Genomic DNA, 16014 nt, shown 5'->3' with positions numbered 1-16014 from the left:
GATACCCGGGGACAGGCTGCTTATCGGGTTATCGTGGTGCCAGGCGAGACAGGATACCGGCACCCTTGGCGGGCGGGCCTGGGCCACGGAATACTGGGGGGATATGCGACTGCCCTCCTTCGTCCCCGACGTGTTGACCGCCCTGGTGCTCCTCGGGGGGACCGCCTGGGTCGGGCTCGCGCTCGCCTTGACGGGGGCGGGGCCCGAAGGCGCGCACCTCCTCAGGGCGTCGGGTGCGCTGGCCGTGGCGGCCGTGGCCCTCGTTGTCTGGCGGCGGTTCGGCTCTCGCCTGGGCGCGGTGGCCGTGGTGCTCGCTGTGTGCGGGGGCCTTCACGTCTGGGCCTATTCCAAGGCGCCTTCGACGGAGCGGGACTGGGCGCCGGACCTGGTCCGGGTGGCTCGCGCGGACGTGGAGGGCCCCAAGGTGACGATTCACGACGTGCGCGACTTCCGCTACCGGAGCACCACGGACTGGGATGCCTCCTGGTACACGGCCACGTATGACGCGCGCGAGCTGACGGGGGCGTGGTTCATCGTCGAGCCCTTCTCCGGCTTCTACGGCGCCGCGCACACCATGGTGAGCTTCGGCTTCTCGGATGGCCGCTACCTCGTCTTCTCCGTGGAGGTGCGCCGCGAGAAGGGGGAGTCGTTCTCCGCCGTGGGAGGCCTCTTCCGCCAGTTCGAGCTCGTCTATGTCGTGGGCGACGAGAGAGACCTCGTGCAGCTGCGCTCCAACCACCGGCACGACGAGGTGTACCTCTACCCGGTGAGCGCATCAAAGGAGCGCATCTCCGACTTCTTCCTGGACATGGTGGCGCGGATGAACGCGCTGCACGCGAAGCCGGAGTTCTACAACTCGCTCACCAACAACTGCACCACCAACCTGGTGAGCCACTTCGAGAAGGTGAGCGCGCTGAAGGTGCCGTATGACCACCGCACGCTCTTGCCGGCGTTCTCGGACGCGCTGGCGTACGAGCTGGGCCTGATTGAAACGGACGCGCCCCTGGACGTGGTGCGTGCGCGGCACCGCATCAACCCGCGCGCGCTGGCGGCGGCGAACCAGCCGGACTTCTCGCAGCGCATCCGCCAGACGGACGCGCGCGCGGTGGACTCAGCTCCCTGAGGCGGCTTTCAGGACGGGGGCCGGCCCGGCCTCCAGGTGGCGGACGTAGTGCGCCTCCAGCGTCGCGAAGTAGCCGCGCTCCTCCCACAGCAGGGAAAGCAGCCGGTCCGCCAGCGACTTCACCTCCGCGCTCTCACCCGGCTCGGGCGTGCGCGGGCCCGCGTTCTTCGGGTTGAGGAACACGCGCGTGGCCTCGGCCACCAGCAACCGGCTGCTCGCGAAGAGGCGCCGCAGGGCCTGGTTGACGGGCCGGGCGTCCACCTCCGCGCAGGCCGCGACGATGGCCGCGTGGATGGCCTGGGGTTTGTCGCCCTGGAGGCTCAGCGCATCCAGGTCTCCGCGCTCCAGCGCGTGGTGGAGCAGGTAGCCGTGGTGCAGCGACACGGAGGCCACGTCCACGCAGTCCTTCACCCAGAGGACGAAGAAGATCTTCCGGAAGAGCTTCTTCACGGGCAGGAGCATCATCCCCTTGAGGTAGCCGACCAGCCGGCCGCCCATCGTGCGACCCAGGCTGGAGCCCGCGAGCGCCTCCACGGCCTGGTTCGGCGCGCGCAGTCCGCGCTCTTCCAGCAGCGAGCGGACCAGCTGCTCCCGCACCTGGAAGAGGGCGTAGTCATCCAGGAAGGGGACGGGGATGAGCGGCGTCAACCCGGAGGCGACGGCGTGCAGCGCCACGCGCCCCAGGGGCGCGGACGACGGAGGGCTCGGCGTGGGACGGGGGCTCGGCTCGCTCATCACTCATCTCTATGCGAATTCCGGCGGGCGATTGCGTCGGATGTTCGGCCCGCTTGGCGGGTGGTCAGCCAGGCTCAGCCCTGCCGCGAGCCGCGCGCGTGGGGCAGGAGGACGGAGTACAGGGTGCTCATGACGGGGGTGGGGACGCCGAGCGCGTGGCCACGTCGCGCCACCGTTCCCTGGAGGTATTCGACCTCCAGCGGCTTGCCCGCGTCGAAGTCCACCATCATCGACGGGCGGATCTCCGGGGCCATCGCCTCCATGAAGCGCACCACGTCGTCGGGACGCGTGGGGGTGGAGACGCCCTCGGCGGCGGCGACGCGGAGCACCTCGGCGACGGCCTCGCGGAAGACGTCCCGGAAGAAGGGGGCCTCCCTCAAGGGGCCAATCGAGGAGCGCGCCGCGGTACAGAAGCCGGCCATGGCGGCGAGGAAGGCGAGCTTCTCCCAGAGGGGCGCGCGGATGTCGGCCACCGCCTCCGCGTTGAGGCCCGCCTGCGCGAGCACGTCTCGCAGCGCCTGGACGCGCGAGGACACTTGCGAGAGGTCCCCGAAGGTCTCCCCCAGCACCACCCGGTGCAGCGTGCCCGCCTGGCGGATGACGCCGGGCTCGGTGATGGCGGTGGAGATGTACGTCGTCCCGCCGATGACGACGGGCTCTCCCACGGCGGCGGCCACCTCGGAGGGGCTGTCCACGCCGTTCTGGAGCGTGACGACCGCCGCGCTGGAGCCTCCGAGCGCGGGCCGCTCCGACGCGGCGAGCAGCGTCTTCACCTGGGGCAGCACGCTGGCGACGTCGTAGTTCTTCACCGCCAGCACCACCACGTCCACCGGCCCCAGCCGCGCGGCGTCCTCCTCGGCGCGGACGGGGACGGTGAAGTCTCCCTCCTGGCTGAGGATGGTGAGGCCTTTGTCCCGCATGGCCTTCAGGTGCGAACCTCTCGCGAGGAAGCCCACCTCATGGCCCGCGCGCACCAACCTCGCGCCGTAATAGCCGCCCACTCCACCCGAACCGACGATGGCGAATCGCATGGCTCGCGAGGATAGCGAGGCGCCGTCACTCCCGCAGGAGTGTTTCGACGGCGCCTCGCACTGAAATCATGTCTCAGCCCGCCAGCGGCCGGATTCTCGCCCCGGTGTCCCAGCCCAGGGCCCCGGACGCGGCCAGGATTTCGGCGCTCGGCGTTCCCGCGTGGGCGATGAACTCCGCGGCGGCCTCGGGCGAGGCACAGGCGCCGAGGATGCGCTCGGGAATCATGAAGGCGCTGACGATGGCGTCGGCCACCCGGTTGTCCCGGCTGCCCGCCACGAGCAGGTCGATGACGTGCGGCGGAGGCGGCTGCAAGAGCGCGTTGGTCCAGTCCGTCGCAGGGGCCACGGCGGCCCACATCCGCGTCTCCGTGTCGCGGCAGAACCTCTCGTCGAAGGGGCGCTCGGACAGGAGCGCGTCCTGGATGGCGATGGCCAGCGTGAAGGCGGAGGCCGACGCGGCGTTGGCGCCCTGGCCCGCGATGGGGTCATTCGTCACGTGCGTGTCGCCCACCGTCATCACGAAGCGGCCCTCGCCCACCTGGGCCCAGGCGCGGCGCACCATGGGCGTGAAGCCGCCCTGCAGGAAGTCCAGCGGTCCGCGGACGCCGAACTCCGTCGGGTCGATGCGCTCGTACGTCGCGGGCGCGTGGCGGCGCATCAGCTCCAGCAGCATCTTGTCGAAGCCGGCCGGGTCGTCGTCGCGCTTGCGGGAGATCATCGATGCCAGCTCGGAGCCGGGAACCGCTTCGATGAGCGTGCTGGGGACGCGGCCGTGGCGGGTGATGATCTGCGACTCGAAGACCTCACCCTGGCCCGGCACCAGGTTGACGTGCATGCCGAAGGGCTCCGGCATCCGCAGGCCCTTGAGCATCGCGGCGAACAGCACGCGCGGCGGCTTGTCGTGCGGCGACAGCTCCGGCACGCGCGGAAACAGCGTGTTGAGGCCGCTTCGCCCGGTGGCCACCACCACCAACGCGTGGCGGCGCGTCAGTCCCTCCAGCGCGGCCAGGTCCACTGGCATCACCTCCAGCCGGCCACCGCGCTCCACGAAGGCCTCCGCGAGCCGGGGCTGATAGAGGCGGTAGTCCACGCACAGGCTGGGCTCGCTCACCCGCCCCTTCAGGCTGAACGGGTGCGGCCCGTGGACGTGGATGGCGCAGCGGTTCATCGCCAGCTCAGGCGCGCCCCAGAAGTCCACATACAGCTCCCGCTCCCTCGCGCGCGTGGGCGCATGGTGAGTCACGGTATTCAGAAGGCGGCCCACCCGAAGGGCGTCTGGCTCCTGCTCCGCGTAGAGCGTGACGGGAATGCCCTGCGAGAGAAGCTTCAGACCCAGGTGCAGTCCGGCAGTGCCGGCGCCGACGATTCCGATGCTCGCCATCTGTCTCTCCTTCACTTTTCCCGACGTGAAAGACTTTGAGTCGGGACCGCCCCTCAGGGGATGTGGGGTTCCCCGGGTAGTCCGGGGTGCGCAGGGCTCCATATCACAATGCGAATGGAGTTCTTTAGACTGGTCATACCCCGAGTCTCAGGGCCATGGGGGTCCCCGGGCACCCGTTCGCGATTGGACCGTTGGGTTCCGGGTTGGGTGAGGACAGTCGACGGCCCTACAGTCGAGGGATGAGCGCGGCTCTCGACGTGGTGCTGGAGGTGGGTGACGTCACCGAGATGAAGGCGGACGTCGCCCTGTTCAAATATGCACAGAGGCTGTACGGCGCCTCCGGAGAGGCTTCACGGCGACTGGCGGCCGCGGGGGTGGAGCCCGCGCAGTGGGAGGTCCAGCCGGGCGAGCACCGCTTCCTGGAGACGCGCGGCGCGCTGGCCTCGCCCCTGGCGCTCTTCGTGGGCACGGTTCGCCTGGGCGCGTTTGGCTACCACGAGATTCGCCAGTTCACGCTGCGCGCGCTGAAGGCGCTGGAGGCGCAGCCCCACCTGAAGCACGCGGCGGGCACGGTGCACGGCCCCAACTACGGGCTGGACGAGGACGAGGCGGTGCTGGCCTTCGTGGGCGGGCTCATCGAGGCCTTCCAGCGCGGCACGGGCCCCAAGGGGTTGGAGCGCTTCACGGTGGTCGAGCTGGACATGCGCCGCGCGCTGCGGCTGCGCAAGGCGCTGGAGCGGGGCCTGGGGGGAACGCCCGGCGTGGAGACGCTGCCGGGAGGAGGCTTCCGGGTGCGGCGCAACAGCGCCTTCGTGCAGGCGCCTTCCATGGCGAGCGCGGGCACGGTGTCCATGGCGAAGCCGCACGCCTTCGTGGCCATGCCCTTCGCGCCCGAGCTGGAGGACACGTACCACTACGGCATCCAGGGGCCGGTGAATGCGGCGGGCCTGCTGTGCGAGCGCGTGGACCAGGCCGTGTTCGACGGGCCCATCATCCAGCGCATCAAGGAGCGCATCGACACGGCGAAGGTCGTCATCGCCGACCTGTCGCTGGCCAACCCCAACGTGTACCTGGAGGTCGGCTATGCGTGGGGCAAGGGGCGGCCCACGCTGCTCCTGGTCCGCGACGTGCGGGAGCTGCGCTTCGACGTCGCGTCCTACCGGTGCATCGTCTACCGCAACATCCGCGAGCTGGAGGCGATGCTCTCGCGGGAGCTGGGGCGGCTCGACAAGCTGGTGTGAGGCGGACTACCAGCCTCGCGCGGCGACGGGCCAGCACGCCGTCATGGTGTCGCCGCGCAGGACGTGCAGCCGCTCGTGCAGGTTGACGGCGGCGCAGACGTGGTTGGGGACGACGCGCAGGCGGTCTCCCACGCGGGGACGCCAGGACGTGTTGGAGACGTCGAGCAGGCCGTGCTCCTCGGAGACGCTTCGGATGACGAGCTCCGGTCTGTCCAGCAGGGCGCCGTAGCCGCCCGCCGGCGCGAGTCCTTCCTCCTTGGCCAGGGCCTTGGAGCCCGCGTCGACCACCACCTGTCCGGGAACGGCGGTGCTCACCACCGTCGTCAGGACGGAGAAGGCACAGTCGCTCCACGCGCATGCGCCGAGCGCGGCGGTGTTGCGGTCATTCAGCACGTTGATGCCCGGGCGGATCTCCGTCAGGCCCTCCACCTCGTGTGAGCGCCACAGCATGGGCGTGGAGCCTCCGCTCACCACTTCGGGGCGGAGGCCCTCGGCGGCGAGCGCGTCCACGAACTCACGCACGCGCGCGGTCTGCTCCTTCACGGCGGCTTCCTGCTGCTCCACCGGCGCGCGCACGTGGCCCGGATAGAAGATGACGCCTCGGTACGTCACGGAAGGCATGGCGGCGATTCGGTGGGCCAGGGCCACGGCGTCGGCCGGCGTCTGCACGCCCACGCGGCGCATGCCCAAATCCAACTCCACCAGCACGCCCACGGTGCGGCCCGCGTCCCGCGCCGCGTGGCTCAAGCCCTGGAGCGCCTCCACCGAGTCGAGCGCCACCATGAGCCGCGTGCGGCGGGGCAGGGCCATGAGCTGCGCGAGCCTGCTCGCGCCCACGGGGGGATAGGCCAGCAGCACGTCATCCGAGACGGTGGCCATGAGCTCGGCTTCGCGCGGGGTGGCGACGGTGACGCCCACGGCTCCGGCGGCGAGCTGGAGCGCGGTGAGCTCCGCGGTCTTGTGCGTCTTCGTATGGGGGCGCCAGTGCAGGCGGTGCTGGCGCGAGTACGCGGCCACGCGCCGCAGGTTGGCCTCCACGCGTTCCAGGTCCACCAGGGCGGCGGGAGTCGTGAGCGCTTCGAGCGGGGACAGGTCCATGCCGCGCAATCTGTCACCGCGCGCGCCGACGCTCCAGGTGTCCGTGGGCGTCACCGGACATGTCGAGGCCCGCCGCGAGCCCGGAGTGTCTCCTCCGGGCCCAGGGCGGGCCTCACGACAGCGCGAAAGTGTGGCGCGCTACTGCGGCTTGGGAGCCGCCACCTTCTTCGCGGGCGGCAGGTACTTCACGCCGAGCTGGCTGAAGATGAACGAGTACGCGTCCACCTCCTCCTCGATGCGGGAGTTGAGCGGGGTGCCGGAGCCGTGGCCCGTCTCCGCGTCGGCGCGCAGGAGAATGGGATTCTTGGCCGACGTGGCCGTCTGCATCCGGGCGACCATCTTCCGCGAGTGGAACGGGTCCACGCGCGGGTCATTGGCGCCGGAGGTGAAGAGCACGGGCGGGTACTTCACGCCGTCCTTCACGTTGTGGACGGGCGAGTACGCCAGCAGCGCCTTGAACTGCTCGGGGTCCTTCACCGTGCCGTACTCGGTGACGTTGAACTGGCCGTTGGACGTGCGCTCCGAGCGCAGCATGTCGTAGAGGCCCACGCGGGCCACCACGGCGCCGTACGCCTCCGGGTGCTGGGTGACGGCGGCGCCCATCAGCAGGCCGCCGTTGCTGCCGCCCTGGATGGCCAGCTTCTTGGGCTGCGTGTACTTCTGGTCCACCAGCAGCTTCGCGCAGGCGTAGAAGTCGTCGAAGACGTTCTGCTTCTTCGTCAGCGAGCCCTCGGCGTGCCACTTCTCGCCGAACTCCGAGCCGCCGCGCAGGTTGGCGATGGCGTACACGCCGCCCTGCTCCAGCCACAGGCCCGCCAGCGGGCTGAAGCCCGGGCTGATGGAGACGTTGAAGCCGCCGTAGCCGGTGAGCAGCGTGGGGTTGTTGCCGTTGAGCTTCGTGCCCTTCTTCTTGAGGATGGTGAGGGGGACCTTGGTGCCGTCCTTCGACGTGGCCTCGGCGCGCACCACCTCCACGTCACTGACGTCCAGCGGCGAAGTCTTGGCCAGGGCCGTCTTGGTCACCTTGCCGTCCGCGGCGGTGAAGCGGTACCAGGCCTGCGGCTGAACGAAGCTGGAGTTGCTGAAGTAGACGTCGTCGCCGCCCGCGCTCACCAGCCCGCCCACCGACGACACCGGCGGGGTGGGCACCAGGCCCAGGTCCTTGCCCTTCAGGTCCACCATGCGCAGCTGCGACGGGCCGCCGAGCTGCTCGCTCACGTACAGCCGCGACTTCGTCGGGAAGAAGCCCTGGACGCTGGCCTCACCCTCGGGCAGCAGCACCGTGGCCTTGTCCAGCGTCGGCGTGGCCAGGGCCAGGCGCAGCACCTTGCCGCGCGGCGCGTCCTGCCGGCTGAGCAGGTAGAGGGCGCCGTCGTGGCCGAAGCGGGCGCGGATGACCTTGTCCGCGAACTTCGTCACCTGCGTCCACTTCCCGTCGGGGCCGTGGAGGTAGAGCATGAACTCGCCGCCGTCGCCGTTGGCGACCATCGCCTTGATGTACTTGCCGTCGGGCGACGTCTCCAGCTCCGTCATGGCGATGCGCGGGAAGTCCTTGCCCAGCGCGTATGTGTCCTGCTCCGTGGGCGTGCCCAGCTTGTGGAAGTACACCTGCTGGAAGAAGTCGCGGTCCGCCGCCGGGCGCTCCTCGCCGCGCGGATAGCGGGTGTAGAAGTAGCCCGTCCCGTCCGCGTTCCACGCGAGGCCACCGCCCGCCGTGCCGCCATTGACGCGAGGCACGACTTCGTTCGGCAGCGGCTTGCCCGTGGCCACGTCATAGACGGAGACGTCACCGCTCTCCGTGCCGTTCTTCGACAGCGACACGGCCAGCTTCTTGCCGTCCAGCGTGGGCTCGATGAAGTCGATGGTGGTGTGGCCCGACGGGTCGATGACCATGGGGTCCAGCAGTGAGCGCTCCTTCGACGTGTCGTCCGGAGAGCCGATGACCACCACGTACGGCTGCTGCCGGGGCGGCTGGAACTTGATGCCGATGAGGGTGCCGTTGGCCTCCGTCAGGCCGCCGTAGCCCGGGGACTTCCAGGACAGGAGCTCGGCGACGCGCTGGCGGATGCCCTCGCGGCCCGGCAGCTTGTCCAGGATGGCCCGCGTGTGGGCGTTCTGCGCGTCGTTCCACTGCTTCACCTTCGCGTCGTCGGTGGCCTCCAGCCACTGGTAGGGGTCCTTCACCTCCGTGCCGTGGTAGGTGTCGACGACCTCCTGCTTCTCGGTGACGGGCGGCTTGGACGCGCCCTTGCCGGCGGCCGGGGACGTGAGTGGCAGCAGCAGTGCCGCCGCGGCCATTGCGGTTGTCAGCTTCATGTTCACCTCGGAATGGGGAAAGGCGGGCGCAGCCTGCCACGTCCCATCCCCCATGGCGCCCGTTCCCGACAGGGGAATGTCGTCATGGGACGGGTGTTCCCTCGGGTTGCCTCCAGGCGTGCGGTGCGTCAAACCCGCCAGGGAATTCGAGGACGTCCTACGTCAAGGGGCGCGCAGGGGCAGCTCCACCAGCGCGGCGGCGAAGCGGTCGAAAGCCTCATTGGCGGGGAGGGCGGTGCTCTCGTCCATGTTGCCGAGCATCAGGGCGAAGACGACGCGCGGATGCTCGGGGTCGCCGGGCCGGTCCACCACGCCCGCGAAGCACTTCTGGCCGGAGAGCGTGCCCGTCTTGGCGCGGATGCGGCCCGCGGTGAGGGGCGTGACGGGGCGGGTGGCCAACGTCCCGTCGACGCCGGCGATGGGCAGGCTGTCCACCAGCGCGTCGCCATAGGGCTCTCGCAGGCTGGTGAAGAGCACGCGCGCCAGGCCCCGCGCGGTGGCCAGGTTGTAGCGGGACAGGCCGCTGCCATCGACAGGGCGCAAGTCCCGGGCGGGGATGCCGCGACGGATGAGCTCCTCCGCCAGCGCGGTGCGCAGCGTGGCATAGCCCTCCGTGCCGCTTCTCTCGCGAGCGAAGCGCAGGCCCAGGCGCTCCGCGTAGAGGTTGAGGGACTCCTTGTTGGTGGCCTTCACCAGCTCCGACAGGGGCGGGCTGACCAGCGTCACGAGCGGCTCCGGCACGGGGGGACGCAGGGGGCTGGGAGCCTCCAGGGTGGCGGGGAGCCGGGGCACGCCGCGCTTGAGCAGGGCCTCCTCCACGCAGGCGGAGAAGAGGACCTGGGGCTCGTCCACGGAGAGCTTCACGGCGGCGGAGCGGGGGCACTGGTTGACGGGAGAGCGCCACACGCAGCGCACGCCGGGGGCGCCGCGCTGGCGGGTGCAGGAGAGGTTGGCGCGCTCCGCGTTCGCGTCCACGCGGACGATGGCGGAGAGGGTGGCGAAGGCGGGGGTGAGCTGCACGGTGGGAGGCAGCGCGCAGTCGGCGCCGTCCGCGCGGGACAGCGCGAGGTCCACCACGTTCTCCCGGAAGACGAAGGGCGTGGGCGCGGCGCTGTACGCATAGGCGGCGTCATCCCAGGCCCAGCCCGGACCGAAGGCGGCCTCCACGTCGTCGGTGCCGCGCACGCGCACCTGTCCGCGCCACTGCTGGACACCGCGCGCCTGGAGCGCGTCCGCGACCTGCTCGCACGCGAGCGCCGTCTCCGGAAAGCGCCACGAGCCCAGCGACGGGTCGCCCGACGGCTCCACCACGAGGTCTCCGAGGTAGAGCCCATCGGTCAACGTGCCCTCCAGCGTCACCAGCGTCTGGAAGCGGAAGTCCGCCCCGAGCGCGGAGAGCACCGACGCGGTGGAGACGACCTTCATCGTGGACGCGGGCAGCAGGCGGACGTGCTCGCGGTGCGCATACAGCGGCTCGCCGGTGCGCGCGTCCAGCACGAAGGCGCTCGCGAGCGCGCCCTCCTCCTCCAGGGTGGCGAAGAGGCTGCTCGCCACCGAGCCCACGGTGGGCGCTGCGGGATGCTGCGCGTGGCGGCAGCCGGGAAGCAGGGCGGAGGCCAGCAACAGGGAGAGGGGCAGGGCGCGGCTCATCACCCGGGCCACGCTAACGCTTCGCGGACGTGGGTGTCATGCGGCGTGGTGTCGACGCGAGGGTGTCATGCCACCCTGGCCGTCCGGTATGCGACCCCTCCTCCCAGGCCCCGTGGGATGGGGGCCGAGGTGCCCCAGGCGGATGCGAGGAATCGGGAATCAGGGGGCTGCCTTGCTTCGGCGGCGCGGGTTGTCGCAGAAAGGGCCCCGCTGCTTCTCGCCCTGGATGGTTCCCGATGACGCCCGGCTTGTTGCTGTCGCTGCTCCTGTCGCAGACGCCCGACATCCACTACACCGCCGAGTCGGTGGAGGAGGGCGTGCAGCGAACGCTGGAGAGCTACTCCTTCACGGAGTGGGAGCCTTCCGAAATGAAGGAGCCTCTCTACGTGGGGGTGGATGAAGCGAACCTCCGGCAGACCGCCTCGGCGGAAGGCGCGGTGGTCGCGACGCTGCCCCTGGGCGCGGCCGTGCGAGTGCTGGAGAAGGGCAAGGAGCGCTTGAAGGTGGGGGAGTACGTCAACCACTGGTACTCGGTGGAGTACGTGGACGCGAAGGGCACGGCGGACGCCGCGGACGACGCGGTCTTCAAGGGCTGGCTCTTCGGCAACACGCTGACGCCGTTCCGCTTCGAAGGGGACTTCGACGGGGACGGGGAGAAGGAGATCGCCACGGTGGTGATGAGTGGGGACTTCAAGATTCGCGTCCGCGTCCTGGAGCCGAACGTGAAGCCGCCCCGACGGGTCAGCAGCGTGGACCTCTCGCCCGCCGGGCAGGGGTATCTCAGCGTGAATGGAGGGCCCGCGACGGCGAAGCTCGTTCCGGCGAAGACCGCGGGCGTCACCCTGTTGCAGGTGGACTCCTCGCCCGAGGCCTGCGGCGACTTCAGGACGAGCTACGTGAGCTACACGGTGCCGGGGAACAAGAAGGGCGTGCTGGGCAAGGCGAAGCTGGGGCTGGAGGTGGCGGGCTTGTCGGACTCGCCCACCTTCTCCCGCTTCAAGGTCTCCTTCCAGGCGGGGAAGAAGCAGCTCACGGTGGTGCGGACCAACGAGGAAGAGGATGAGTCCGGCAAGGTGGTGAAGACGAAGGAGACGACGCGCTACCAGCTCAAGGACGGCGTCTACACCGACCTGAATCCCGCGCCCTCCTCCTCCGTGGCGGAATCGGCGCCCTGACGCGCGACGAGCCCTCCACGAAGGAAGGGACTCGTCGGCTCACGTCAGTGTTTCGCGGGAGCTGGGCTCAGGGCACGAAGCCCAGTTCGTAGCCGACATCCAGGTAGAAGATCTCCGGCCGGCACGTGGGGTCCGAGGTGTTCACGGTGGCCTTCCAGCAAAGCTGGGTCCCCGAGAACGGCGAGAGGTCCAGGATGGCCTCGGGTCGCCCCCCCACGAAGGACATCGGCCTCCAGGTGGGCGAGGGGTTTCGCACGCAGAACTCCTCCGTGCACGTTCTGCAGTCGGTGGCGATGGCATAGGAGAACTGGCTGGTGGCTGGCGGGTAGGTCTGGCAGGTCGAGAGCCCACCTTCGGCCTTCTGGATGCGCACGCGGGAGATGGCGCAGTGGCTGTCCATGCTCGGTGGAATGTCGCTGATGACATGGGAGCGCACGAGCCCCGTCACGGGTCGTGACTGGAGGAGGAACACAACATTGGCGAAGTCCCGGTCGCCTCCTCCATTGAGGTCCTCGAAGCCGAGGAGCCAGGTTCCCGGAAGCGTGGTCATCGAACCGAGTTCCACGTGCGGCATGTTGCCGTGGCTCGTGGCGGGAACTCCGCTGTATTCCCTTGGAAGGGTGATGTTTCCGTAGGCCGGAGACCGGAGCAGGTCATGGGCCGACCAGTCCAGCCAGCCGCAGAGCCGCTGGCCCGTCGTGTACAGGGTGCATGCGTAGGGGTTGTTGGGCACGGAGGGGGTGCACCGCGTATCCGCCACGCAGCCCAGGTTGTGCTCGGCCACGGGCGTGGTGCCCCGGGAGTCCTGGTCCAGATTCCAGCGCGACTTCGAGAAGAAGACGGACGTGGAGGTCTTGAGGTGCAGGGTGCACCGGCCATCCACGGCCTTCTTGAGACACGGAAACACCGTGCCGTCGCCGGCCGGGTCGTGTTCGGCGTCGTAGTAGGCGATGAGGAAGAAGACGATCTCCCGGCCACCCTGGATGGACTCCCAGCTTCACCGTGCGGTCGAACGCTGTCATTCCAGGGTCTGGATTGGTGGCCCGGAGCAGGCCCGAGGGCGTGTACGCGGAGACGTCGTAGTCAGGGAGGCCGTCCCCGGAAAAGTCCGACCTGTCCTCGACGGGACCGAGCCGCTTGAAGCTGGTCCTGTCGTTGTCGTCATCGGTGAGCAGGAAGGCCAGATTCCCCAGTCCCTTGTCTCCATTCTCGGTCGCGGCAGGCTCGAGCAGGTTGGGAATGCGAGAGAAGAGGCCTCCGTCGGAGAAGCCACTGCCGGGCGGGGCGGTGGTGGAGGGGGCGAGGACGCCGACGACATCGGCGCGGATGAGCTCACCTGCCCGTCCGGGCCGGGCATCGTCCAGGGAGACACCCCGTGAGAAGGCCGCGGAGCAACCCGCGCTCATCGCGATGTCTGGCGTGCTGTAGACGAAGCCACCGGAGTCGAACAGCCGGGAGCAGCGGCGCGTCCTGCCGACGTAGGGGCGCGCCTGGGGGCCGCCGGTCGGGGCGAGGTTGTAGAGGTCCTCGTGGAAGTCCGTGATGCCATTGCCGTTGGTGTCCACCAGGGTGTCGTCGGAGGAGTCAGGTGTGCCCTTGGTATCGACGTAGCCTCGGGCGACGACGTCGTCGTAGTACAGCCAGCCCATCGAATGAGAGGCCAGGGCGTTCTGGCTCAGGAACGTGAGGGAGACCTCCTGGTCCGTGGGGGCGACGATGCGCTCGGCGTCCAGCGCGAACGGGGCGTGGTGTTGATACTCCAGCGTTCCGTCCGACGTGAGGAACATGTTCTGAAGGGACTCGAACTGGCCTTCCGCGAACGGTGGCTGATGGTTGTCGTAGATGGTCGGGCCGACGTGGAAGGAGAAATCCATTTCGGCCGAGAGGCCCTGGGCGTTGGTGACGGTGACCTTCACGGGGAAGCTGCCGGGGATGATGCAGTCCGGAGCGGTCCAGGTGACTTCACTGACGTCCTCGCCGTGAAGCGGGGTGCCGAGCTCTCCCATGCTGGCGGTCCAGGTGAAGACGAGTCTGCCGCCCTGGGGATTTTGTGCCCGCACCATCAACTGCGCGGTGCCGCGCGAGGGCAGGAGGGTCTGTGACTGGCCGACGCTGATGATCACGGGCGGTGGCGGGGTCCTCACGGCCGCTGCCCGGGTGCCCGTGGCCAGCACCGCGAGCAGGGCGACGAAAGCCAGACTTCGTGGAACTTGAGTTGGAGTCAATGACAAGACAATCCCCCTCGGGATGGTGGTTTGTTGGATGATGTCGCCGGACTCAGGGCACCAGGCCCAGCTCGTAGCCGATGTCCACGTTGAAGATCTCCAGATGACACAAGAAGTCCGGCTTGGTCATCTGCGCCTTCCAGCAGAGCTGGGAGCCGCCGAGCCACGAGAGGTCCATCACCGCCTCGTTCAGCCCGGGCGCGAAGGGCACGCTCACCCACGTGGGTGTGGGATTCGTCTGGCAGACCCCTTCACTGCACACATCGCAGTCCGAGGCGACCGCATAGGTGATGCTATCGCCGGTCGACGACGGCGAGCACCATGAGGGAATCCAGTCGTGCTTGCGAAAGCGCACGCGGGAGATGGCGCAATGGCTGTCCATGGCGGGAGGGGTGTCGTTGATGACATGGGAGCGCGCGATACCCGGGATGGCGACGGCCTTGAGCAGGAACACAACATTGGCGAAGTCCCGGTCTCCTCCCCCGTTGAGGTCCTCGAACCCGAGGAGCCACTGGTCCTGGCTGGGGGTCGCGAGCCCCACTTCGAGGTGCGGCATGTTGCCGTTGCTGGCCCTGGGCACCCAGCTTCTCTCCTTCGGCGGGACGAGGTTTCCATAGGCTGGTGTCCGGAGCCGCTCGAGAGACGGTGGCTGCAGCCATCCACAGAGGCTCTGGCCGGTCGAGGCCACCTGGCAGGAGTAGAGCTGGGGTCTGATGGGATTGCAGCGTGGGTCAAACGAACAGCCCTGGTTGTGCTCGACCACGGGAGTGGTGATTCGGGTGTCCTGATCGAGGTTCCAGCCCGGCTTCGAGAAGAAGACGGACGTGGAGGTCTTGAGATGGAGGGTGCAACGGCCATCCAGCGCCTTTTTCAAGCAGGGATACACGGTGCCGTCGCCAGCCGGGTCGTGTCTGGCGTCGTAGTAGGTGACGAGGAAGAAGACGATCTCCCGGCCTCCCTGGATGCGCCCCAGCTTCACGGTGCGGTCGAGCGGGGTGATGCCCGGGTCCGGATTGGTGGTTCGAAGCACGCCGTCCGGCGTGTACGCGGAGACATCGTAATCGGGGAGGCCGTCCTCGAAGAACTCATCCCGGTCCTGGACCGGGCCCAACTGCTTGTAGGTGGTCCTGTCGGAGTCGTCGTCGGTCAGCAGGAAGGCCAGGTGCCCGAGTCCCATGTGGCGGTTCCCGGGCGCGGCGGGTTCAAGCAGGTTGGGGATGCGAGGAAAGAGTCCTCCGTCCGAGAAGGCGGCGGCTGGATTCTGAGCGGCCGCGAGTGCGCCGACGACATCCACCGGGATGAGGTCGTTGAGCCGTCCGGGTCGTGCATCCGGGAGTGAGACCTCGCGCGTGAAGGCCGAGGCGCAGCTCCCGTTCATCGCCAGCTCTGGCTCGCTGTAGGGGAGGCCGCCTGAGACGAAATACCGGGAGCAGCGGCGAGTCGTGCCGATGTAGGGCCGTGCCCAGAGGTCGAACGGGGGGGCGAGATTGTAGAGGTCCTCGTGGAGGTCGGTGATGCCATTGTTGTTGGCATCCTTGAGGAGGTCGTCGGAGGAGTCAGGTGTCCCACGAGTCTCGACATAGCCCCGCGCGACGAGGTCGTCGTAGTACAGCCAGCCCAGTGAGTGGGACGCCAGGGCGTAGGTGCTGAGGAACGAGAGCGACAGGTCAACGTCCGAGGAGAACACGACCTGCTCGGCGGTCACCGGATTCGGGCGCGGCTCGGGGTGCCGGAGGGTCGAGTTCCCGGAGAAGTGCACGTTGTCGAGGGACTCGAACTGTCCTTCCGCGAAAGGCGGCTGGCGGTCGACATCGCGGTCACCTCCGACGGTGAAGCTGAAGGTGGCCTCGGAGGTGAGCCCGTGCGCATTGGTGACAGAGACCTTCACGGGCTGGCTTCCCGTGATGATGCAATCCGGAGCGGTCCAGGTGACCGTGCTCGCACCCGCATCATGAATCGGAGCGCTGAGGGCGCCCGCGGTGGAGGTCCAGGTGAAGCTGAGTGCGCTTCCCTGCGGGTCGGTCGCTGTGACTCTCAGG

At 69.1% G+C, this 16014-nt stretch carries 12 protein-coding genes; 3 read left to right on the top strand and 9 right to left on the bottom strand.

What is annotated here, in order from left to right; genetic code table 11:
* Positions 1-103 precede the first annotated feature (103 nt).
* Positions 104-1123: an Lnb N-terminal periplasmic domain-containing protein gene (locus tag LZ199_RS34365; RefSeq protein WP_253997990.1), complete on the top strand. Its 1020-nt coding sequence runs from the start codon at positions 104-106 to the stop codon at positions 1121-1123.
* Here the strand turns inward: LZ199_RS34365 and LZ199_RS34360 are convergent.
* The 3 genes from LZ199_RS34360 to LZ199_RS34350 form a co-directional block, all read right to left on the bottom strand.
* Entirely contained in the window at positions 1112-1858 is a 747-nt protein-coding gene (locus tag LZ199_RS34360; RefSeq protein WP_253997989.1) for a hypothetical protein, read from the bottom strand. The two genes, LZ199_RS34365 and LZ199_RS34360, sit on opposite strands and share 12 nt — an antisense overlap.
* 74 nt (positions 1859-1932) lie before the next feature.
* On the bottom strand, positions 1933-2889 hold the full coding sequence (locus LZ199_RS34355) for a ketopantoate reductase family protein (RefSeq protein ID WP_253997988.1): 957 nt from the start codon (positions 2887-2889) through the stop codon (positions 1933-1935).
* 73 nt (positions 2890-2962) lie between these two features.
* The gene (locus LZ199_RS34350; RefSeq protein WP_253997987.1) at positions 2963-4270 is read right to left on the bottom strand and encodes a styrene monooxygenase/indole monooxygenase family protein; all 1308 of its coding nucleotides are present in this window, start codon (positions 4268-4270) and stop codon (positions 2963-2965) included.
* A 239-nt stretch (positions 4271-4509) separates the two neighbouring features.
* Here LZ199_RS34350 and LZ199_RS34345 point away from each other — a divergent pair, with 239 nt between their 5' ends.
* Positions 4510-5511 carry a nucleoside 2-deoxyribosyltransferase gene (locus LZ199_RS34345; protein WP_253997986.1) on the top strand — a complete coding sequence of 334 codons (1002 nt, stop codon included), beginning with the start codon at positions 4510-4512 and terminating at the stop codon, positions 5509-5511.
* Positions 5512-5517: 6 nt separating this feature from the next.
* On the opposite strand, the gene LZ199_RS34340 is transcribed toward LZ199_RS34345, so the two are convergent.
* From LZ199_RS34340 to dacB, 3 genes are all read right to left on the bottom strand, one after another.
* Positions 5518-6663: a D-TA family PLP-dependent enzyme gene (locus LZ199_RS34340; protein WP_253997985.1), complete on the bottom strand. Its 1146-nt coding sequence runs from the start codon at positions 6661-6663 to the stop codon at positions 5518-5520.
* Between the two features lie 84 nt (positions 6664-6747).
* Positions 6748-8925, bottom strand: coding sequence for a prolyl oligopeptidase family serine peptidase (locus LZ199_RS34335; protein WP_253997984.1), 2178 nt, complete (start codon positions 8923-8925; stop codon positions 6748-6750).
* Positions 8926-9087: 162 nt separating this feature from the next.
* On the bottom strand, positions 9088-10575 hold the full coding sequence (dacB, locus tag LZ199_RS34330; RefSeq protein WP_253997983.1) for a D-alanyl-D-alanine carboxypeptidase/D-alanyl-D-alanine endopeptidase: 1488 nt from the start codon (positions 10573-10575) through the stop codon (positions 9088-9090).
* 236 nt (positions 10576-10811) lie between these two features.
* Here dacB and LZ199_RS34325 point away from each other — a divergent pair, with 236 nt between their 5' ends.
* Positions 10812-11750, top strand: coding sequence for an SH3 domain-containing protein (locus tag LZ199_RS34325; RefSeq protein ID WP_253997982.1), 939 nt, complete (start codon positions 10812-10814; stop codon positions 11748-11750).
* 67 nt (positions 11751-11817) lie between these two features.
* Here LZ199_RS34325 and LZ199_RS34320 read toward each other — a convergent pair whose 3' ends face one another.
* The 3 genes from LZ199_RS34320 to LZ199_RS34310 all read right to left on the bottom strand — a co-directional run bounded on the left by LZ199_RS34320 (position 11818) and on the right by LZ199_RS34310 (position 15863).
* A complete protein-coding gene (locus tag LZ199_RS34320; RefSeq protein WP_253997981.1) occupies positions 11818-12300 on the bottom strand; it encodes a DUF4114 domain-containing protein in 483 nt (160 codons plus the stop codon).
* Between the two features lie 103 nt (positions 12301-12403).
* Positions 12404-13873: a hypothetical protein gene (locus LZ199_RS34315; protein WP_253997980.1), complete on the bottom strand. Its 1470-nt coding sequence runs from the start codon at positions 13871-13873 to the stop codon at positions 12404-12406.
* Positions 13874-14027: 154 nt separating this feature from the next.
* Positions 14028-15863, bottom strand: coding sequence for a DUF4114 domain-containing protein (locus LZ199_RS34310; RefSeq protein WP_253997979.1), 1836 nt, complete (start codon positions 15861-15863; stop codon positions 14028-14030).
* Positions 15864-16014 lie beyond the last annotated feature (151 nt).

The organism is Myxococcus qinghaiensis, from assembly GCF_024198215.1.
GTDB lineage: Bacteria > Myxococcota > Myxococcia > Myxococcales > Myxococcaceae > Myxococcus > Myxococcus qinghaiensis.
This window is presented reverse-complemented; position numbering and strand designations above follow the sequence as displayed.